The organism is Hylemonella sp. P2_B10, assembly GCF_056404875.1.
The window spans coordinates 173,706-193,596 of the sequence record NZ_JBFUDE010000002.1 but is presented as its reverse complement, the minus strand read 5'-3'; the positions used below and the strand labels follow the sequence as shown (position 1 = coordinate 193,596).

Genomic DNA, 19,891 nt, shown 5'->3' with positions numbered 1-19,891 from the left:
GCTGTGCTTTGGGGCCATTTTGCCTGTTCAGCCGGGCTTCAGGAAGTCCTTCAGCGCCTGCAGCATCTGCTCGGGCGCCTCGTTCATCTGGTGGTGGCCACTGGGCAGCATGACCACTTTGGCGTTGGCTGCCTTGGCCACCAGGCTTTGCGCGGCTTTCGGCGTGGTCATCTGGTCGGCGCCACCCAGCGCAAAGAGGGTAGGGCACTGCACCTTGGCCATCGCCGCCTCGCCGTTGGCATAGCTGTCGCAGGCCTTGAAGCCGGTATGAAACAGATTGACCTTGGTGTTGCTGGCCAGCACGCGCCGGCCCAGCGCCAGCGACGCGCCATAAACCCAGGTGCCCGGGCCCAGTGACGAAGGCGGCGGTGCCAGCGTGGCGCGTGAAAACACGTTGACCATGTGCAGCGCCTTTTCCGGCTGGTTCAGCGATGCGTCCAGCAGCGCGGGCGACACCTTCATCGGGAAGGCCGTGCCCACCAACACCAGCTGGCTGACCAGCTCGGGCGCGCGGGCAGCAGCCTCCAACGCGACCAGCGAGCCGAAGCTGTGGCCCACCAGTGCCGCGCGTTTCAGCCCTTGCGCGCGCAGCAGCGCGATGACAAAGTCTGCCGCCGCCTCCACCGTGGCGGGCGGCTCGCCGGCGCTCTTGCAGTGGCCCGGCAGGTCCAGCGCCAGCACGTTCCAGCCGTGGTTGGCCAGGTAGCGGCTTTGCAGACCCCACACGCTGTGGTCGTGCAGCACGCCGTGGATGAAGACCACGGTGGGCTTGGCAGCATCGAAAAGCTTGCCGCCGGTGTAGCAATAGGTGTCTTGGCCGTTGACGGTGATGTACATGGCTCAGGCTCCCTTTTCCGCGGCCTTCAGCGCGCGCTTCAGGTCGTCGATCAGATCATCGGCGTCTTCCAGGCCGATGGACAGCCGTATCGTGCCCTGGGTGATGCCGCCGGCCGCCAGCGCCTCGTCGCTCATGCGGAAGTGCGTGGTGCTGGCCGGGTGGATCACCAGGCTGCGGCAGTCGCCCACATTGGCCAGGTGGCTGAACACCTTCAGCGCTTCGATGAACTTCTTGCCCTGCTCGCGTTGGCCCTTGATGTCGAAGCTGAACACCGACCCGGCACCGCGCGGCAGCAGCTTTTGTGCCAGCTTGTGGCTGGGGTGGCTCTCCAGCAGCGGGTGGCCGACGCGGCTGACGAACTCATGCCCGGCCAGGAACTGCACCACCTTTTCGGTGTTGCGCATGTGCCTTTCCATCCGCAGCGACAGCGTCTCCACGCCCTGCAAGATCAACCAGGCCGAGTGCGGGCTCATGCAGGCGCCAAAATCGCGCAGGCCTTCACGCCGTGCACGCAGCAGGAAGGCGCCTACTGTGGACTCTTCGGTGAACACCATGTTGTGGAATCCGTCGTAGGCCTGCGCCAGTTCGCCGAACTTGCCGCTCTGGGCACAGGCGCGCTCCCAGTCGAAGCTGCCGCCATCCACCACGATGCCGCCAATCACCGTGCCATGGCCGCTCAAGAACTTGGTGGCCGAGTGGTAGACCAGGTCGGCGCCCAGCTCCAGCGGTTTCATCAGCCAGGGCGTGGTGAGCGTGGAATCCACCAGCAGCGGCACACCGGCTTCGTGGGCGATTTGCGCCACCGCTGGCACGTCCAGCACGTCCAGGCCGGGGTTGCCCACGCTCTCGCCAAACAGCAGCCGGGTGTTGGGGCGAATGGCGGCGCGCCAGCCGTCCATGTCGCCCGGCTTGACGAAGGTGGTCTCGATGCCGAAGCGGCGCATCGTGTAGTGCAGCAGGTTCTGCGAGCCGCCATACAGCGCCGTGCTGGCCACGATGTGGCCACCGGCGCCCATCAGCGTGGCCACGCTCAGGTGCAGCGCCGCCTGGCCGCTGGCGGTGGTGATGGCGCCAATGCCGCCCTCCAGCGCGGACACGCGCTGTTCCAGCACGGCGTTGGTGGGGTTGCTGATGCGCGAGTACACATGGCCGGCGCGCTCCAGGTTGAACAGCGCTGCAGCGTGGTCGCTGGACTCGAACACGAACGACGTGCTCAGGTGAATGGGCACGGCGCGCGCGCCGGTGGCCGGATCGGGCGCGGCGCCGGCGTGCAGCGCCAGTGTGTCGAAGCCGGGGTCGGAATAGCCGGGCATGGGGTGTGTCCTCTTTCTTCGGTCGAACCGCTATTGTCAGCTACCTGTGAGGCAGACGTTGATCATGGTGCGGACGCGTGGTTTGCGGGATCAGGCTGCTGCGGCGCTCAGCTCCGCGGCTGTCCCCCAGCCCTGCGGGCATCCTCCTTGATGCCGCTGCGCTGAACGCCACCACGCCCCGATCTTGCCAGCGTGGATGGCGTTCGGCGTTTCAGTGTTGCGAATGTCAATTGACCCGATGTCGCTGGGGCGTGTGGCGTAGCGGAATCAAGGAGGAGGGCCGCAGGGCCGGGGGACATCCGCGTAGCCACGCGCACCAGCGGCGTCGGTAGCCGACAAACCAAGTCACTGGCACCGCAACAGAGCGGCAGGCACTTTGGCGGGCTAAAGAAAAGGGCGCAACGAGCGCCCCAAGGATTAGCCGGCAGCGAAGCGCTCAGCCTTTGGCCGCCAACCCCAACCGCTCGATCAGCAGCTTGTCGCGCGCAAAGGTCTCGGCGGCCCACTTGGCGTAGTCCGGGCCGCTGCGGTACCACATGTCCTGGTTCAGTTGGTCCAGCAGCTCCAGATGCTTGGGGTCGTCCATGGCCTTCTTGAAGGCGTCGTGCAGCGTCTTCACCACGGCCGGGTCCATGCCCTTGGGGCCGACCAGCCCATAGGGCGAGGTGGACACCACGCCGTAGCCCAGCTCCTGCACCGTCGGCACCTGCGGCCAGCGCCGCGTGCGCTTGTCGCCGAAGGTGGCCAGCAGGCGCATCTGGCCGGTGTCGACGAACTTGTCCCAACCGGTGGCGTCGCTCTGTGCCATCACGTGGCCACCCAGCAGCGCCTGCTGCAGGTCGGCATTGCCCTTGAAGGGGATGTGGTTCAGCGTCACCTTGGCGTTGCCGGCCACTTCCTCCATCAGCAGGTGCGGCGAGGTGCCGATGCCGGTGGAGCCGTAGTCGATCTTGCCAGGCTGCTTGCGCGCCGCCTCGATGTAGTCGTTGAAGGTCTTGTAAGGCGAATCGGCCTTCACCGTGAAGCCGAAGGTGTAGCCAGAGATGCCCAAAATGAAGCTGAAATCCTTCAACGGGTCCCAGGCCACCTTTTGCATGTGCGGCAGACGCAGCATGCCCATGGGGTACTGGGCGATGGTGTAGCCGTCGGGCTTGGCGGTCTGTGCCATGGTGCCCGGCCCCAGCGTGCCGCCGCCGCCGGGCTTGTTCTCGACCACGATGGTCTGGCCCAGCTGGCGCCCGGCGATCTCGGCCAGCGTGCGCAAATGCCGGTCGGTGGAGCCACCGGCCGGCCAGGGCACGATCAGCGTGATCGCCTTGCTGGGGAAGGCGGTGGTCTGCGCGCGCGCTGGCACTGCCGCCAGCAGCGCTGAGCCGGCCGCGGCGCCCAGCAGCTCGCGCCGCGACAGCCCGCCGCTGGCCGGGTTGGATGTGGACTCTTGCTCTTTCATGCGTTGATCTCCTCGTTTCATTTGGCCACCGACACCGGCTCGGGCGGCAGGGGCTGGCCACCGGGGCCGGCAGCAAACGTCAGCGGGCTGACGGAATCCTGCTGGCCCACGCCGGGCTTGCTCCAGTCGCACACGCCGCCCGGGAACACCGCCTGCAGCCGCGTGACCTGCGCGGGCGACAGGCGTCCACTGTACTCGCTCGTGTCCAGGGGTTTCAACTGGCATTTCAGTGCGTCCTCGGTGCGTGCGCCGCCGGCCACCTGGCGCGGCGACTGGTGCACGGCCAGGTACTTGTCGGCATTGCACTGGGCCTGGTCGGTCACCTTGACGGACTGGGTGGCGTCGCTGCTCAGCAGGCAGTAGTCAGAGGTGCCGGCGGGCCGGGCGTTGATGACCTTTTGCGCCAGCGCGGTGCTGGAGGTGTCGGCCTTCAGCTTGGTGAGCCAGCTGTCCATCTGCAGGAAGGCATCATTGGCCAGCGCGGCAGGGGCCGAGAAGCCGCTGCGCCCGAAGCGCCACATCACCTGGTTGCCGTGCCCGCCGGCGTCGCGGTCCATGCGGTCGCGGATCGAGAAGCTGCGCCACTGGTGATGGATGCCGAACAGTGCCACGCCTTGCAGCGAGGCGGCTGGCGTGCTGCCAAAGCCCGGCGGCACGTCGATCACCGAATCGTCATAACCCCGCATGTCGATGATGGCGGTCTTGGCCAGCTGCTTGGTGCTCAGCACGATGCCGGCACGGTAGGCGATGGCCAGCGCATCGGCATTGGCCACGCTGCGCGTGGTCGTGGGGTTGGTGTCGGCATCGGTGCCGCCGGCAATTTCGTTCAGCGTCACGAACTCCTCGCCGGTGATGATGCCGGCCTGCAAGGCTTTCAGCCCGTACTGCACGCCGGTGTTGTCACGCGTGTCCTTGGCAGCGGCCTGGCCGGCCACCTTGCCCCAGATGGATTCAGCCCAGGACCAGGCATTGCAGCGCGCGCCGCCGGGGTTGCTCACCGGGTCGTACACCATGGAGGCAGGCAGTTCGCAGTTGTTGACCGAGGTGGTGGACTGCACGATGACGCCGGTGTCGTTGTTGGCCGGCGGCACGGTGCGCTGGAAGTAGTTGCCGGCCTTGCCGTTGGAGCCAAAGCTGTTGTACCAGCCATGGCAGGCCGATTGGTCCATGTGGCCGTTGATGGCGGCCTTCTTGGCGTTGATCTGGGCTTGCGACACACCGGCCTGCAGGGCCAGCCAGGCGGGCTTCTGGTAGGCCTCGACCAGGGTCACGCAGTCGGACACTTCCATGGTCACGGTTTCGGAGTCGGGGTAGGTGCAGGACACCGTGATGCCGTCCAGCAGCCCCGGGGCGATGGAGGCCGTCATGTTGGAGGCGATGGAGCCGCCTGAACAGCCGCTGCCCATGGTGAACTTGATCGGACCGTAGCTGTCGAAGATGTGCTCCTTCATCATCATCAGCGTTTCGGTCATCAGCACGCGGTTGGAGTTCTTCAGCGAGTCGGTCATGCTGTTGACGGCCACCATGTAGCCGCGCGACAGTGAGCGGTCGTCGGTCCAGGCGGTGGCCGGGCGCACCTGGCGGCGCGGCTGGCCGGTGCTGGCGCCGAAGGTGTACAGCAGCTTGCCGTTCCACTGCGCCTGCGGGGCCACGGGGGTCCAGGGCTTGGTCGGGTCAAACAGCACCGCGATGTCGTAGATGCCGCGGTTGATGGTGCCGCGCTCCACGCGGACGATGTAGGGCACCGTTGCCCCGCTGTCCGTGGTGGTGCTGGCCAGGTCGGTTGGCGTCACGCCCACGGTATAGGGCTTGAAGCAGGGGTTGGCCGGCGGCGTGGCGGTGGTGGCCGGTGCGGTGGCGGTGTAGCTGGCGTTCAGCACCGGATCGGGCAGCGCAAACGAACATCCCGCCGCCGTGGTCTTGTAGTACAGCTTGTACTCGGTGGCGATGTTGCACCTGGCGTCGGTGGCAGTGGTGCTCAGACCGCTGCCGTTGGTGGCTGGTGAAGTGGCGGTGGCGCCCTGCGGCACCGGTGTGGCGCAGAAGTAGGGCACGATCTGCGCGCCCGAATAGACCGACCCGCCGCGGTTGGCGTTGGTGATGGTCAGCTTGGCGGCCGACGTGAAGCCCGTCACTGCGGACAGCACATTGGCACCCACCTTCAGCCCGGTCACCAGACCGGTGATGCGCCCATCGGACCGCTGGGCGAAAGCGGACGTGACATCCACGCCGTCCACGTCCACCCGCAGGCCGGTGGCGCTGGCCCCGGTGGGCAGCACGATTTCGACCATCGCGTCACCGTCGCTGACCAGGTCGGCCCGGTTGGACAAGGTTTTGATGCTCAGCAGTGGCAGCGGCGGGCTGCTGTTGCTGTCGCCGCAGGCGGACAGACCGACCGCGACCAGCAAGGCGAACGCCGCACCGGCGGCGCGGCCAACTCTCTGTGAAAGGCGCATAGTGTCTCCTCGGGATGTTGTTATTCCGTTAAACGGAATATATTTTTGAGATGCCAGGCCAGTGTAGGTAGGCTGCCGCGCTGCGTAAACCGCGACTAGGGTAAGTCACTAGGTTTTGACGCGAAGGGGGCTTGAAAAGCAGCCTGCTTGGCGTGCGGTTGCCACATAATATTCCGCACATCAGAATATTTCCAAAGGTCCATGCCATGGGACGCAAGCGAAGCAGTGAGTTGCCGGCGGGCAACGACAGCGGCAGCGACAAGGATCCGCGCTTTGTCGAGGCGTTGGCCCGGGGGCTGGCCATGCTGCGGGTGTTCCGTCCGGACGACCGCTGGCTGTCGCACCGCGAGATCGTGAAACGCACCGGGCTGCCGGCGGCCACGGTGTCGCGGCTGGCCTTCACGCTGGTCAGCCTGGGGTACCTGCGGCACCGCAGCGAGGCCGGCGAATATGCCCTCAGCCTGGCGGTGCTGGGGCTGGGTTTCTCGGTGCTGAGCAACTTCGAGGTCGGTCGGGTGGCCCGTCCCTACATGCAGGTGCTGGCCGACCAGTGCCAGGCGGCGGTGTCGCTGGGGGTGCGCCATGAGCTCAACATGGTCTACGTGGCGCACTGCCGCAGCCGTGCACGCTTGACCTTGGGGCTGGACGTGGGCGCGCGCATGCCGGCGGTGCGCACCGCCATGGGCCGCGCGGTGTTGGCGGTGATGGCGCTGCCTGAGCGCGAAGCGTTGCTGCGCCGCGCCGAAGCGGAAAGCCCCACAGCTTGGCCGGCCATGCGCGAGCGGCTGGCGCAGGTGCAGGCTCAGTACGACGCGGTGGGTTTCGTCACCTCCGAGTGCGAGTGGGAGTCCGACATCTCGGCCGCCGGCGCGCCGGTGGACGTGGGCGACGGCCGCCTGCTGTTCGGGCTGACGGTGGGCGGTCCCTCGGCCCATTTGCAAGGGTCCTTCCTGCATCAGGAAGTGGGGCCGCTGCTGGTGAGCACCGCGCGCACCATCGTGGACGCGCTGCGCGCGGCCGACTGGCAAGAATAGGGCAGGCACGGCCCAAGGTGCGGTGGCGCTGGCCGCACACAGTGTCACAAGGTGTTTTCCGCCATACCGCGCGAGCGGTTTCAGGCTATAGTTGGCCTCAGCAGTTGAGGAGACCGCCATGAAAGTCAGCGACATATTGCGCGTCAAGGGCAATACCTTGTACACCGCCTCGCCGGACCAGCCGTTGGCGCATGCGGTAGCCATCATGGCCGAAAAGGACATGGGTTCGCTAGTCATCATGGAGCACGGCGACCTGGTGGGCATGCTGACCTTCCGCGAGGTGATACAGACCGTGGTGAAGAACGGCGGCCAGATCGGCACCACGTTGGTCCGCAGCGCCATGGACGACGCTCCGCTGACCTGCACCGCCGAAACCGAACTGGACGAGGTGCGCCGCATGATGCTGGACCGCCATGCCCGCTACATGCCGGTGATGGACAAGCGCATGCTGATGGGTGTGATCAGCTTCTACGACGTCGCCAAGGCCGTGGTGGACAGCCAGAACTTCGAGAACAAGATGCTGAAAGCCTACATCCGCGACTGGCCTGAAGAGGACGGCGTCAACCAGGGGTGAGCTTGCCGCCCCAGCCTTCCGCAAGCCCGGTGTCGTCGGGCCAAGATTCGGGTGCCGGCCTGGTGTTGCTGCTGGAGGGCTTGAGCCAGTTGGAGGTGGGTCTGACGGTTTTTGACCGTGACCTGGTGCTGGTGGCCGCCAACCAGCGCTTTCAGCAGATGCTGAACTTCCCCGATGCCCTGTGCCAGCCTGGCGCCACCATGGAGCAGGCGCTGCGGCACAACGCGCACAGTGGCGAATACGGTCCCGGCGACCCCGAGCAGCAGGTGCGCGAGCGCTTGGCCCTGTCGCGCCAGTTTTTACCCCACCAATTCGAGCGCGTGCGGCCCGATGGCCGCGTCATCGAAGTGCGCGGCACGCCGCTGGCTGGCGGCGGCATGGTCACCACCTACACCGACGTCACGCTGGCGCGCCAGCGCGAAGCGGCGCTGCGCGAACTGAAGTCCGGACTGGAGCAGCGGGTGGCGCAGCGCACACAGGAGTTGCGCCACAAGGCCGACCTGCTGCAGGTGGTGGTGGACCACATGGACCAGGGCATCAGCTACTTCAATGCCAGCTTGCAGTTGGAGCTGTGCAACCAGCGCTACCTGGACTTGTTGGGCTTTCCGCAGTCGTTGGGCGTGCCCGGCACGCCGTTCGAAGCCTTCATACGCTACAACGCCGAGCGCGGCGAATACGGGCCTGGCGATGTGGAACACCAGGTGCGCGTGCGGCTGGAGGCTGCGCAGCGCCAGGAAACGCATCGCTTCGAGCGCGTGCGTCCGGACACCGGCACCACACTGGAACTGGCCGGCGTGCCGACGCCGGACGGCGGCTTTGTCACCACCTACCTGGACGTCAGCGAGCGCAAGCGCGCCGGCGAGGCTTTGCAGCGTGAGCGCCAGCACCTGCTCAACGTGCTGCAAGGCACCAACGCCGGCACCTGGGAATGGAATGTGCAGACCGACGAGCGCCTGTACAACGAGCGCTGGGCCGAGATCACCGGCCACAGCCTGGCTGAGTTGCAGCCTGTGGGCGAGCACACCTGGACGGCGTTGTGCCACCCGGACGACATCGAGCGCGTGATGGCGCAGATGCGGCAGCATTTCGCCGGCGAAACCGCCTATTACGCCAGCGAATTCCGCATGCGCCACAAGGGCGGCGGCTGGGTCTGGGTGGCCGCGCATGGCCAACTGCTGTCGCGCACGCCGGACGGCCGTCCCGAATGGGTGGCGGGCACCCACCTCGACATCACCGAACGCAAGGAGGCTGAGGCGCGCATACGCGAACTCAACGAGACGCTGGAGCAGCGGGTGGACGAGCGCTCGGCCCAACTCGCCGCCGCCCGCCAGACGCTGCACCGCTCGCAGGAGGAGCTGGCCCGCAGCGAGGCCAAGGCCAGGATGGGCACGCTGGTGGCCAGCGTGTCGCACGAGCTGGCCACACCGCTGGGCAACAGCCTGATGACGGCCACCACACTGACCGACCATGTGCGGCGCTTCCAGGACCTGCTGCAGACCAGCCAGATCAAGCGCAGCGACCTGGTCACGCTGCTGGCGATGTTCGGTGAGGGCAGCGAGCTGATGCAGCGCAACCTGCACCGCGCGGTGGTGCTGATGCGCAACTTTAAGCAGGTGGCGGTCGACCAGGCCAGCGAGCAACGCCGCCAGTTCGACCTCGCCGCAGTGGTGGGCGAGGTGCTGGACACGTTGGCGCCCAGCCTGCGGCGCCAGCCGCACCAGGTGGTGCTGAATGTGCCACCGGGCATCACGCTGGACAGCTATCCGGGTCCGCTGGGGCAGGTGGTCATCAACCTGGTCAACAACGCCTACCTGCATGCCTTCGAAGGCCGGCAGGACGGCGTGCTGACGCTCGGCGCCCACGCTGACGATACGCATGTCATGCTGGCCGTGGCCGACAACGGCGTCGGCATGGCGCCGGAGTTGCTGGCCCAGATGTTCCAACCCTTCTTCAGCACCAAGATAGGCCGCGGCGGCACCGGGCTGGGCATGACCATTGTCGACAACCTGGTGTGCAAGGTGCTGGGCGGCACGCTGGAGGTGACCTCCACCGTGGGGCAGGGCAGCCGCTTCACCTTGCGGTTGCCGTTGGTGGCGCCCAGCGTTTCACTGGCGGACGAAGAACCCACCGAGGATTGAGGCCAAGCCGGCTCTGGGATAATCCCGGGTATGAGCGGCAACACTTTCGGACAACTCTTCGCGGTCACCAATTTCGGCGAATCCCACGGGCCGGCGATCGGCTGCGTGATCGACGGTTGCCCGCCCGGCATGGACCTGAGCGAGGCCGACATCCAGGGCGACCTGGACCGTCGCCGTCCTGGCACCAGCCGCCATGTGACGCAGCGCAACGAGCCCGACGCGGTGGAAATCCTCTCCGGCGTCTACCAGGGCAAGACCACCGGCACGCCGATCTGCCTGCTGATACGCAACACCGACCAGCGCAGCAAGGATTACGGTGACATCGCCCAGAGCTTCCGGCCCGGCCACGCCGACTACACCTACCTGCACAAATACGGCCTGCGCGACCCGCGTGGCGGGGGCCGCTCGTCCGCCCGCCTGACCGCGCCTATGGTGGCCGCCGGCGCAGTGGCCAAGAAATGGCTGAAAGCCAAATACGGCACCGAGTTTCGCGGCTGCATGACCCAGATCGGTGACCAGGTGGTGCCCTTCGAGTCCTGGGAGCATGTGCCGAACAACCCGTTCTTTGCCCCGATTGCCGATGTGTCGGCACTGGAGGCCTACATGGACGCGTTGCGCAAGGCGGGCGACTCCTGCGGCGCGCGCCTGCGCGTGGTGGCCAGCAAGGTGCCGGTGGGCCTGGGCGAACCGCTGTTTGACCGCATGGACGCTGACATCGCCTACGCGATGATGGGTATCAACGCCGTCAAGGGTGTGGAGATCGGCGCCGGTTTCGCCAGTGTGGCGCAGCGCGGCAGCATGCATGGCGATTCGCTGTCGCCCGAAGGCTTCAAGTCCAACAACGCTGGCGGCGTGCTGGGCGGCATCACCACCGGGCAGGACCTGGAGGTGAGCATCGCCATCAAGCCCACCAGCTCCATCATCACGCCGCGCGAGACCATCAACCTGCAGGGCGAAGCCACCGAGGTCATCACCAAGGGCCGGCATGACCCCTGCGTGGGGATTCGCGCCACGCCGATTGCCGAGGCGTTTTTGGCGCTGGTGGTGATGGAACACGTGTTGCGGCACCGGGCGCAGTGTGGGGATGTCGTTCCTCCGGCAACGCCGATTCCTGGGCACGTCTGACATTTTTGCGCTTGCGGCGTGTGCTGCTTGGTTGGCAGGCTGCCGACGCCGCTGGTGCGCGTGGCTACGCGGATGTCCCCCGGGCCTGCGGCCCTCCTGCTTGATTCCGCTGCGCCACGCGCCCCAGCGACATCGGGTCAATTGGCGAGCGTTGCGCTGGTCTAAGTCCCGTTGGTAGGAATGGGAGTGAATGCTGTGTCCGGAAACGGCCGGCGGTCGGTCCCCGTTGCCGGCACCATGGCGGTCATGTTCAACAGGAGATCACCGCCATGTCTTTCCGTGTCCTGGGCCTCGCGCCCGAATCCTTCCAGCCCTTGTTCAACCTCAGTGACGACGAGTTGCGCCTACGCGGCATCGTCCGCGTGACGGCTGACAACGACAAGATGCCCTGCCGCGTCAGCATGGCGCACGCCGATGTCGGTGAAGAACTTCTGCTGCTGAACTATGAACACCAGCCGGCCAACACGCCCTACCGGGCCACGCATGCCATCTATGTGCGCAAAGCCGCGCAGCAGGCATTTGACGCCGTGGACCAAGTGCCGGAAGTGCTGGCTTCGCGGTTGCTGGCGGTGCGGGCGTTTGATGCGCAGCACATGATGATTGACGCTGAGGTGTTTGACGGCAGCGAGGCCGCCGCGCGCTTTGAGCAGTTTCTGGCCAACCCTGAGGCGGCCTATTTGCAGGTGCACAACGCGCGGCGTGGGTGCTACGCAGCCCGGGTGGAGCGGGCCTGACGGGGCAGGGCGGGTTCAGTCCGTCAATTTGTAATAGGTGCGGTTGCCGAACAGCGTGCCTTCCCGGTCGAAGGGCTCATTGGGCAATTCGTCACGGAAGGTGTCGGTGGCCAGGATCTCACCGCCGCGCGCGGTCTCTTCCCCCAGCTTGGACGAGGCATTGACTTCGGCGCCCCAGACGTCGTCGTTGTCTATGCGCAGCACGGTGCCGTAGCCCAGGCCAATGCAGACCTCGATGCGCTCTTCGGGGGAGCGTCCGGGGTTGGCGGCCTTGGTGGCGGCCACCATGGCGCGGGCGGTGGCCAGTGCCGGGGCTGCTGCGTCGAACACCACCAGCAGTGAATCGCCCTCGTGCTTCAGGCACACGCCGCCGTGCGCGGTGATCAGCGGCAGGAACAATTGCTCGGATTCCTGTATCAATTGCAGGAAATGCACGATGCCAAAGGCCTCGACCACGCGCGAAAAGCCCACCAGGTCGGTGAACATCACCGCCTGGGTGCGGCCAAAGCGCTGGTAAATCGCCTGGTCGATGGCAGCGCGGTCGGCACCGGGCTGGCGGCGCTGCGTCAGCAGATCAGCAAGTTCGTCGGATTGGGCCATGATCTGCACTATTTTTGCACAGAGAACGGCCTGTGTATCAAGTAAAGTGGGTCTGAACCACAGCCACGCACAACGGCGGGCACTGAAAGGGAAACCATGGAGTATGTGAGTCTGGGTCGCACGGGTCTGAAGGTGTCGCGAATTTGTCTGGGCATGATGACCTACGGCACGCCCAAGTGGCGGCCCTGGGTGCTGGACGAGACCGCCTCGCGCCCGCTGGTCAAGCACGCCATCGACCTGGGGCTGAATTTCTTCGACACCGCCGACATGTATTCGGCCGGCGAATCCGAGGTGCTGACCGGCAAGTTCCTGAAAGCCTATTGCAAGCGTGAGGAAGTGGTGGTGGCCACCAAGGTGTATTACCCGGTGGACCTGGATTTCAAGGGCGGCATGGCCACCGACGCCAAGCCGCCGCGCAAGCCCAATCAGGACGGCCTGAGCAGGAAGCGCATCTTCCACGCCGTGGATGCCAGCCTCAAGCGCCTGGGCACCGACTACATTGACCTGTACCAGATCCACCGGCTGGACATGGAGACGCCGCTGGAAGAGACCATGGAGGCGCTGCACGACGTGGTCAAGGCCGGCAAGGTGCGCTACCTGGGCGCCAGCAGCATGTGGGCCTGGCAGTTTGCCAAGGCGCAGCAGATTGCCCGCGAGCACGGTTGGACGCGCTTTGCCAGCATGCAGAACCACTACAACCTGGCCTACCGCGAGGAAGAGCGCGAAATGATCCCGCTGTGCCGCGACCAGGGGGTGGCGCTGATCCCTTGGAGCCCGTTGGCGCGCGGCTTCCTGGCGGGTAACCGGGCCTTGACAGACAAGTCCGCCGCCAAGGCCGCCGAAGCCGCGCCGGCCAAGGGCAAGAAGGCCGATGCCGCCACTGCGGCCAGCGCCGCCACCGAGCGCGCCAAGACCGACAACATCGCCCAGACCTACTACTACCGCGCCAGCGATTTCAAGGTGGTGGAAGAGTTGGGCAAGCTGGCGCTTGAGAAAGGCGTCAGCAACGCCACGCTGGCCTATGCCTGGCTGCTGCACAAGGGTGTGACGGCGCCCATCGTCGGCGCCAGCAAGCTGCCGCAGCTGGACCAGGCGGTGGCGGCGCTGGAGCTGAAGCTGACCGCGCCGGAGCTGGCGCGCCTGGAAGCGCCTTACGAGCCGCATCCGGTGCTGGGGCATGCGTGAACGCGCGGCCGCCCTGTCGAAGGCGGCCCAGCAAAAGTTGAGGGCTGGCTGGCAGCGGTTGAAATCGGTGAGCTGGCGTTGGTGGCTGACGCGCGTGGCCGCGCCGCTGGCGGCTCTGTTGCTGCTGGTCACCGGGGTGGTGTACTGGCAGCTGCCCGACATCGCCGAACTCAGCGACTACCACCCCAAGCAGGCGCTGCGGGTGTTCACCAGCGATGGCGTGGAAATCGGCAAGTACGGCGTGGAGCGGCGCTATTTCCTGCCCATCGCGCAAACGCCCAAGCTGATGCAGGACGCCCTGCTGGCCATCGAGGACACCGGCTTTCGCAGCCACTACGGCTTTTCGCTCAGCGGGCTGGCGCGCGCCTTCATCGCCAACACCACGCATCTGCTGCGCTCGCAGGGCGGCTCCACCATCACCCAGCAGGTGGCGCGCACCTTCTACCTGTCGTCGCGCAAGACGCTGGACCGCAAGTTCCGCGAGTTGCTGCTGGCGGTGAAGATTGAAAGCCAGCTCGACAAGGACCAGATCCTCGAGCTGTACATGAACCAGATCTACCTGGGCCAGCGCGCCTATGGCTTCGAGACCGCCGCGCACGTGTACTTCGGCAAACCCTTGTCGGCGCTGTCGGCGGCCGAATGCGCCATGCTGGCCGGCCTGCCGCAAAACCCCAACTTCGCCAACCCGGTGGCCAACCCGGAGCGCGCCCGCAAGCGCCAGCTGCAGGTGTTGGAGCGCATGCGCGTGACCGGCGTGCTGACCGACGTGCAGCACGCCGCCGCCAGGGCCGAGCCGCTGCACGTGCGCCGCAACGGCCAGACCGACGTGCACGCCGAATACGTGGCCGAGATGGTGCGCCAGGGCGTGTTCGGCCAGTTTGGCGAGCAGGCCTACACCGCCGGCTACAAGGTCTACACCACGCTGCTGGCCAAAGACCAGCAGGTAGCCTTTCAGGCGCTGCGCCGCGAGCTGCTGGAGCACGACCGCCGCCAACCCTACCGCGGCCCGGAAGATGAAGAACCGCTGGCCGATGACGCCCGCGCCGGTGACGCCACTGTCACCAAGGCGCTGGCCGATTATGCGGACGACGAAGACTTGCGCGTGGCCCTGGTCACACTGGCCGATGCCCGCAAGCTGGAGGTCACGTTGGCCGATGGCCAGGTGTTGACGCTGGCAGGCGAGGGCCTGCGCTGGGTGCAGCCGGCGCTGTCGGCCCGCGCCTCCAATGAGCTGCGCATCCGACGGGGCTCGGTGGTGCGCGTGGCCCAGCGCAACGGCCAATGGGTGGTCAGCCAGTGGCCGCAGGCCCAGGGCGCCTTTGTGGCGATGGAGCCCCACTCGGGCCAGGTGCGCGCGCTGGTGGGCGGCTTTGACTTCAACCGCGCCCAATTCAACCACGTCACCCAGGCCTGGCGCCAGCCGGGCTCCAGCTTCAAGCCCATCCTGTATTCGGCCGCGCTGGAACACAAGGTGATGCCGGCCACGCTGGTGAACGACGCGCCGCTGGCCATCGACGTCGATGGCACGGGCAACAACGTCTGGCAGCCGCGCAATTCGGATGGTCAGTTCGACGGCCCGTTGACGCTGCGCCAGGCGCTGGCCAAGTCCAAGAACCTGGTGTCGGTGCGGCTGGCCCAATTGCTGGGGCCGCAGGTGGTGCGCGAGTGGGCCGGCAACTTTGGCCTGGACCCGTCGCGCCAGCCCGACAACCTGACGCTGGCGCTGGGCTCGGGGGCGGCCACCCCCATGCAGATGGCTGGCGCCTACGCGGTGTTGGCCAATGGCGGCTATGGCGTCAAGCCGGTGCTGGTGCTGCGGGTGACGGATTCGCAAGACCGCGTGGTGTTCGCCGCGCCGCCCGCCAATACGCCGCACACCGAGGACCAGCGGGTGATACCCGCGCGCAATGCGTTCATCGTGAACAGCCTGCTGCAAGAGGTCACCCGCAGCGGCACGGCCGCTGCCGCCCAGCAGCAACTGAAGCGCCCTGACCTCTATGGCAAGACCGGCACCACCACAGACGCGGTGGACGCCTGGTTCGCCGGCTTCCAACCCAGGCTGGTGGCGGTGGCCTGGATAGGCTATGACGACCCGCGCAGCCTGGGCGACCGCGAGTTTGGCGGCGGCCTGGCGCTGCCGGTGTGGATCACCTACATGCGCCATGCGCTGAAGGATGTGCCGGTGAGTGAGTTGACGCCACCGCCCGACGTGATCAAGTACGGGGGCGACTGGATCTACAGCGAGCTGGCGCTGGACGGCTTTGTGCAGCGCATAGGCTTGGACGACGGCGCCCCTGCGGGCAGCACAAGCACCGCGCCGGCCACTGCGACGCCTGCAGCGGCCGGCGTGCCGTTGCCGAACAACCCGGCTGGCCAGACCAACGCCGCCATTCCCGAGCGGCCCGGGCAGCCGCAGCAGCAGGCCAGACCCGCCCCGGCGCAGGACCTGACGCCCCGGCCGCCGATCCTGAACCCCTAGCCTGGCTAGTACTTCAGTGCCGTCGACTTGCCCCGGAACACCCGGTACGCAAACACCGTGTAGCCGATGATGGCCGGCAGCACCACCACCACGCCGTAGAAGATCACGCGCAGTGCGTCGGGCGAACTGGCGGCCTGCCAGATGTTCAGCCGGCCTTCCACCAGCCAGGGGAACAGGCTGTAGCCCAGGCCGTAGAAGGCCAGCAGGAACACGCCCACCGTGCAGGCAAACGGCACGCCGACGCCGTATTCATTGGCCTGGCCCAGGCGCAGGGGCAAGCGGGTGAGGCTCCTGAAGATGACGAAGAACAGCACCCCTGTGGCCAGCGGGATGGGCGCCAGCAGCGCGATGTTGGGAAAGCTGAACCACTTGTCGAAAATGCGTGTGCTGACCAGTGGCGTGACGACGGAGATCAGCCCCACACCGGCCACCGTCAGCCACAGGCTGCGCAGCGCCCAGCCCACCGCCTTCAGTTGCAACGGCCCTTCAGTCTTCAGGATCAGCCAGCCGGCGCCCAGCAGGCAGTAGGACGCCAGCAGGCACAGGCCGATCAGCGCGCTGAACAGCAGGCTCCACACATCACCGCGAAAACCGGTGATCAGCCCGCCCAGCATGAAGCCCTGGGCCCAGCCGGCCAGCAGCGAGCCGAGGCAGAAGGCGTTGTCCCACAGCGGCTTGAAACGCGCGGCCGCCTTGACACGAAAGTCAAACGCCACGCCGCGCAGCGTCAGCCCCAGCAGCATCAGCGCCACCGGCAGGTACAAGGCCTGCAGGATGATGCCGTGCGCCAGCGGAAAGGCCACCAGCAGCACGCCCACGCCCAGCACCAGCCAGGTCTCGTTGGCGTCCCAGAACGGGCCGATGCTGGCGATCATGGCGTCGCGCTGCTCGTCGCCCACGCCACGGCGCAGCAGCACGCCCACGCCGAGGTCGTAGCCGTCCAGCACCACATATGCCAACATGGCCAGCGCCATCACGGCGGCAAACACCAGGGGCAGCCAGCCGGCGGGCTGGCTCAGGTCGGGGTAGGTGGTGGCATCAAACATGGGGCACCCCTGCGCCTTGGGCTTCGTCCACGCCGGTGCGTGCTTTTTTGGCGGCGCTGCCGGCAAGATAAAACAGCACCGACACATAGGCCACCAGCAGCACTGCGTACAGCGTCACGTACATGCCCAGCGTCAGCGCGATGTGCGCGGCAGGCTGGGTGGAGGCGGCGTCCTTCGCCAACAGCACGCCCTGCACCAGCCAGGGTTGGCGGCCGATCTCGGTCACGTACCAGCCGGCCACCAGCGCCACCCAGCCGGCAAAGGTCATGCCCACCAGCACGCGGGTGAACCAACCTGGTGGCGCGCGGTCGCCACGCGTGCGCCAGGCGCCGAACCAGCTGACAGCCAGCATCAGCATGCCCACGCCCACCATGATGCGAAAGGCCCAGAACACCGGCGCCACCGGCGGGTGCTTGTCACCAAAGGCCTTGATGCCCTGGATTTCACCGTCCCAGCTGTGCGTCAGGTACAGCGAGGCCAGCTTGGGGATGCCGATCTCGAAGTGGTTCTTCTGCCCCTTGGCGTCTGGCCAGGCCAGCAGCACGGCGGGCACGCCTTTTTGCGTCTCCCAGATGCCTTCCATCGCGGCGATCTTGGCCGGCTGGTGGTGCAGCGTGTTCAGGCCATGCTGGTCGCCGACGAAGATCTGGATCGGGATCAGCAGCGCCGCCAGCACCAGCCCCGTGCGCAGGCTGGCCCGCGCCTCGGCGCCCTGGTCACCCTTGCGCCAGCGCCAGGCGCTCAGGCCCGCCAGCAGGAAGGAAACGGTCAGCCCTGAGGCCAGCAGCATGTGCGTCAGCCGGTAGGGGAAGGAGGGGTTGAAGATGACTTCAAACCAACTGGTCACCACCGCCTTGCCATCCACCATCTGGAAGCCGTCCGGGGTCTGCATCCACGAGTTCAGCGCCAGTATCCAGAAGGCCGACAGCGTGGTGCCGGCCGCCACCAGGAACGTGGCCACCGTGTGCACGCGGTCACCGACGCGGGCACGGCCGAACAACATGATGCCCAGCATGGTGGCTTCCAGGAAGAAGGCGGTCAGCACCTCATAGGCCAACAGCGGGCCGGCCACATTGCCCACGGTGTTCATGTAACCGGGCCAGTTGGTGCCGAACTGGAAGCTCATGGTGATGCCGCTGACCACACCCAGGGCAAACGTCAGCGCGAAGATCTTGACCCAGAACTGGTAGGCGTCCATCCAGAAGGCTTGCTTTGACGCATTGAAGCGCAGCTTGAAGTACAGCAGCACCCAGCCCATGGAGATGCTGATGGTGGGAAACAGGATGTGGAAGGTGATGTTGGCCGCAAACTGCATGCGGGCCAGGACGAAGGGGTCGAGCGAATCCATGGTGTGGCGTCCGTTCAGAGGTCGGTGGTGAAGACCTGCTTCACCTTGTCCTTCATTTCCAGCAGCTTTTGCACCTTGGAGCCCATCTTCATCAGGCTGGCCAATGTGGCCGAGTCCATTTTCTGCACATCGTCCAGCCAGTCGGTCATCAGCTCGATGAACTCATGCATCTGCTTCATGCGCGCCTGCGCGTGGATGTCCTCGGCCACGCTGGGCTGCTCCATCAGCGCGTCGCGCAGCATGGACAGCGTGGGGTCCACCTCGCGCTTGCGCCGCTCGTTGGCCAGCGTGCGGAAGATCGCCCACACGTCCTCGGGGGCCTGGAAGTAGTCGCGCCGGTCATTGGGCAGGTGGGTGTAGCGCACCAGGTTCCACGACTGCAACTCCTTCAGCCCCATGCTGACGTTGGAGCGCGAGAAGTTCAGCGCCTCGGCGATCTCATCCGCATTCAACGGCTTGGCCGACACGTACAGCAGCGCATACATCTGCCCCACGGTGCGGTTGATGCCCCAGCGGCTGCCCATCTCGCCAAAATGCAGCACGAAGCGCTGGGTCAGGGGTGGCAGGTTCATGTGCTGTTCTTTCTTGAATTTTCAGTATTTTCTGAAATTACAAGAGTTTGAGTTGTTTGATGCACATCAAACCCGACTTGCCCATCGGGTTATTAGCGCTTGCCCGGTTGATAATCGCCGCATGAAGACCGTCCTTGTACTCAATGGCCCCAACTTGAACCTGCTGGGCACGCGCGAGCCGCAGGTGTATGGCGCGCAGACGCTGGGTGACGTGCGCGACCTGTGCGAGCGCACCTGCGCAGCCAATGGGCTGGTGCTGGATTTCCGCCAAAGCAACCACGAGGGCGAACTGGTGGATTGGCTGCATGAGGCCGGCAAGGCCCAGGCGGCCGGCACGCTGGCCGGCGTGGTGTTCAATGCCGGCGCCTACACCCACACCAGCGTGGCACTGCATGACGCGATCAAGGGCACCGGCGTGACGCTGATCGAGCTGCACATCAGCAATGTGCATGCGCGCGAGCCGTTCCGCCACCATTCCTACATCTCGCCGGTGGCCAAGGCGGTGATGGCGGGCTTTGGCGTCAACGGCTATGCGCTGGCGATTGCCGGGCTGGCGCAACTGGCGGCGACGGCCTGAGCATCATCAGCCACCATGAGCCTGGAGATTGACGAATCGGAAGTGACGGTCACCGCCGTGCGCGCCCAGGGCGCGGGCGGGCAGAACGTCAACAAGGTCTCCAGCGCCATCCACTTGCGCTTTGACATTCCCGCCTCCAGCCTGCCGCAGGATGTGAAGGCGCGGCTGCTGGCGCTGCGCGACAACCGCATCACCCAAGAGGGGGTGCTGGTGCTCAAGGCCCAGCAGCACCGCACGCAGGACATGAACCGGCTGGACGCCTTCGCCCGCCTGCATGAGCTGGTCAACAGCGTGGCCACACCGCCGCGCGTGCGCCGTGCCACCAAGCCCACCTATGCTTCCAAGCAGCGGCGCCTGGAAGGCAAGAGCCAGCGCTCAGGCATCAAGGCCTTGCGCGGCCGCGTGGTCGACTGAAAAAAAAG

17 protein-coding genes are annotated in these 19,891 nt (G+C 66.3%); 9 read left to right on the top strand and 8 right to left on the bottom strand.

The window, feature by feature from the left end; all coding sequences use genetic code 11:
• Window positions 1-27: 27 nt before the first annotated feature.
• The 4 genes from AC1DX2_RS08720 to AC1DX2_RS08705 form a co-directional block, all read right to left on the bottom strand.
• On the bottom strand, window positions 28-837 hold the full coding sequence (locus AC1DX2_RS08720; protein WP_477195942.1) for an alpha/beta fold hydrolase: 810 nt from the start codon (window positions 835-837) through the stop codon (window positions 28-30).
• Window positions 838-840: 3 nt separating this feature from the next.
• The gene (locus tag AC1DX2_RS08715) at window positions 841-2,151 is read right to left on the bottom strand and encodes an O-acetylhomoserine aminocarboxypropyltransferase (protein ID WP_477195941.1); all 1,311 of its coding nucleotides are present in this window, start codon (window positions 2,149-2,151) and stop codon (window positions 841-843) included.
• A gap of 436 nt (window positions 2,152-2,587) precedes the next feature.
• The gene (locus tag AC1DX2_RS08710; protein ID WP_477195940.1) at window positions 2,588-3,601 is read right to left on the bottom strand and encodes a tripartite tricarboxylate transporter substrate binding protein; all 1,014 of its coding nucleotides are present in this window, start codon (window positions 3,599-3,601) and stop codon (window positions 2,588-2,590) included.
• Between the two features lie 17 nt (window positions 3,602-3,618).
• Complete coding sequence (locus tag AC1DX2_RS08705; RefSeq protein WP_477195939.1) at window positions 3,619-6,057, bottom strand: DUF6351 family protein; 2,439 nt, start codon at window positions 6,055-6,057, stop codon at window positions 3,619-3,621.
• Window positions 6,058-6,263: 206 nt separating this feature from the next.
• Between AC1DX2_RS08705 and AC1DX2_RS08700 the strand changes: the two genes are divergently transcribed.
• The 5 genes from AC1DX2_RS08700 to AC1DX2_RS08680 all read left to right on the top strand — a co-directional run bounded on the left by AC1DX2_RS08700 (window position 6,264) and on the right by AC1DX2_RS08680 (window position 11,662).
• Window positions 6,264-7,091 (top strand): IclR family transcriptional regulator, encoded by an 828-nt coding sequence (locus AC1DX2_RS08700; protein ID WP_477195938.1) that lies wholly within the window; start codon window positions 6,264-6,266, stop codon window positions 7,089-7,091.
• A gap of 118 nt (window positions 7,092-7,209) precedes the next feature.
• Complete coding sequence (locus AC1DX2_RS08695; RefSeq protein WP_477195937.1) at window positions 7,210-7,665, top strand: CBS domain-containing protein; 456 nt, start codon at window positions 7,210-7,212, stop codon at window positions 7,663-7,665.
• Window positions 7,666-7,694: 29 nt separating this feature from the next.
• Window positions 7,695-9,803 carry a PAS-domain containing protein gene (locus tag AC1DX2_RS08690; protein ID WP_477195936.1) on the top strand — a complete coding sequence of 703 codons (2,109 nt, stop codon included), beginning with the start codon at window positions 7,695-7,697 and terminating at the stop codon, window positions 9,801-9,803.
• A gap of 30 nt (window positions 9,804-9,833) precedes the next feature.
• Window positions 9,834-10,928 (top strand): chorismate synthase, encoded by a 1,095-nt coding sequence (gene aroC / locus AC1DX2_RS08685; protein WP_477195935.1) that lies wholly within the window; start codon window positions 9,834-9,836, stop codon window positions 10,926-10,928.
• A gap of 269 nt (window positions 10,929-11,197) precedes the next feature.
• Window positions 11,198-11,662: a DUF1203 domain-containing protein gene (locus tag AC1DX2_RS08680; RefSeq protein WP_477195934.1), complete on the top strand. Its 465-nt coding sequence runs from the start codon at window positions 11,198-11,200 to the stop codon at window positions 11,660-11,662.
• 15 nt (window positions 11,663-11,677) lie between these two features.
• Here the strand turns inward: AC1DX2_RS08680 and AC1DX2_RS08675 are convergent, their stop codons facing one another.
• On the bottom strand, window positions 11,678-12,262 hold the full coding sequence (locus tag AC1DX2_RS08675; protein ID WP_477195933.1) for an adenylate/guanylate cyclase domain-containing protein: 585 nt from the start codon (window positions 12,260-12,262) through the stop codon (window positions 11,678-11,680).
• 96 nt (window positions 12,263-12,358) lie between these two features.
• Here AC1DX2_RS08675 and AC1DX2_RS08670 point away from each other — a divergent pair, with 96 nt between their 5' ends.
• Both AC1DX2_RS08670 and AC1DX2_RS08665 read left to right on the top strand, forming a co-directional pair.
• A complete protein-coding gene (locus AC1DX2_RS08670) occupies window positions 12,359-13,447 on the top strand; it encodes an aldo/keto reductase (protein WP_477195932.1) in 1,089 nt (362 codons plus the stop codon).
• On the top strand, window positions 13,440-15,926 hold the full coding sequence (locus tag AC1DX2_RS08665; RefSeq protein ID WP_477195931.1) for a penicillin-binding protein 1A: 2,487 nt from the start codon (window positions 13,440-13,442) through the stop codon (window positions 15,924-15,926). The genes AC1DX2_RS08670 and AC1DX2_RS08665 overlap by 8 nt, the downstream gene beginning before the upstream one ends.
• Window positions 15,927-15,931: 5 nt before the next feature.
• Here AC1DX2_RS08665 and AC1DX2_RS08660 read toward each other — a convergent pair whose 3' ends face one another.
• The 3 genes from AC1DX2_RS08660 to AC1DX2_RS08650 are packed head-to-tail and all read right to left on the bottom strand — an operon-like array spanning window position 15,932 to window position 18,892.
• Complete coding sequence (locus tag AC1DX2_RS08660; RefSeq protein WP_477195930.1) at window positions 15,932-16,972, bottom strand: cytochrome d ubiquinol oxidase subunit II; 1,041 nt, start codon at window positions 16,970-16,972, stop codon at window positions 15,932-15,934.
• Window positions 16,965-18,320 carry a cytochrome ubiquinol oxidase subunit I gene (locus tag AC1DX2_RS08655; protein WP_477195929.1) on the bottom strand — a complete coding sequence of 452 codons (1,356 nt, stop codon included), beginning with the start codon at window positions 18,318-18,320 and terminating at the stop codon, window positions 16,965-16,967. The genes AC1DX2_RS08660 and AC1DX2_RS08655 overlap by 8 nt, the downstream gene beginning before the upstream one ends.
• Window positions 18,321-18,334: 14 nt before the next feature.
• Window positions 18,335-18,892, bottom strand: coding sequence for a GbsR/MarR family transcriptional regulator (locus AC1DX2_RS08650; RefSeq protein WP_477195928.1), 558 nt, complete (start codon window positions 18,890-18,892; stop codon window positions 18,335-18,337).
• A gap of 121 nt (window positions 18,893-19,013) precedes the next feature.
• On the opposite strand from AC1DX2_RS08650, the gene aroQ reads away from it, so the two are divergent.
• Both aroQ and arfB read left to right on the top strand, forming a co-directional pair.
• On the top strand, window positions 19,014-19,469 hold the full coding sequence (aroQ, locus tag AC1DX2_RS08645; RefSeq protein ID WP_477195927.1) for a type II 3-dehydroquinate dehydratase: 456 nt from the start codon (window positions 19,014-19,016) through the stop codon (window positions 19,467-19,469).
• A gap of 15 nt (window positions 19,470-19,484) precedes the next feature.
• Window positions 19,485-19,883: an alternative ribosome rescue aminoacyl-tRNA hydrolase ArfB gene (gene arfB / locus AC1DX2_RS08640; RefSeq protein ID WP_477195926.1), complete on the top strand. Its 399-nt coding sequence runs from the start codon at window positions 19,485-19,487 to the stop codon at window positions 19,881-19,883.
• Window positions 19,884-19,891: the final 8 nt, after the last annotated feature.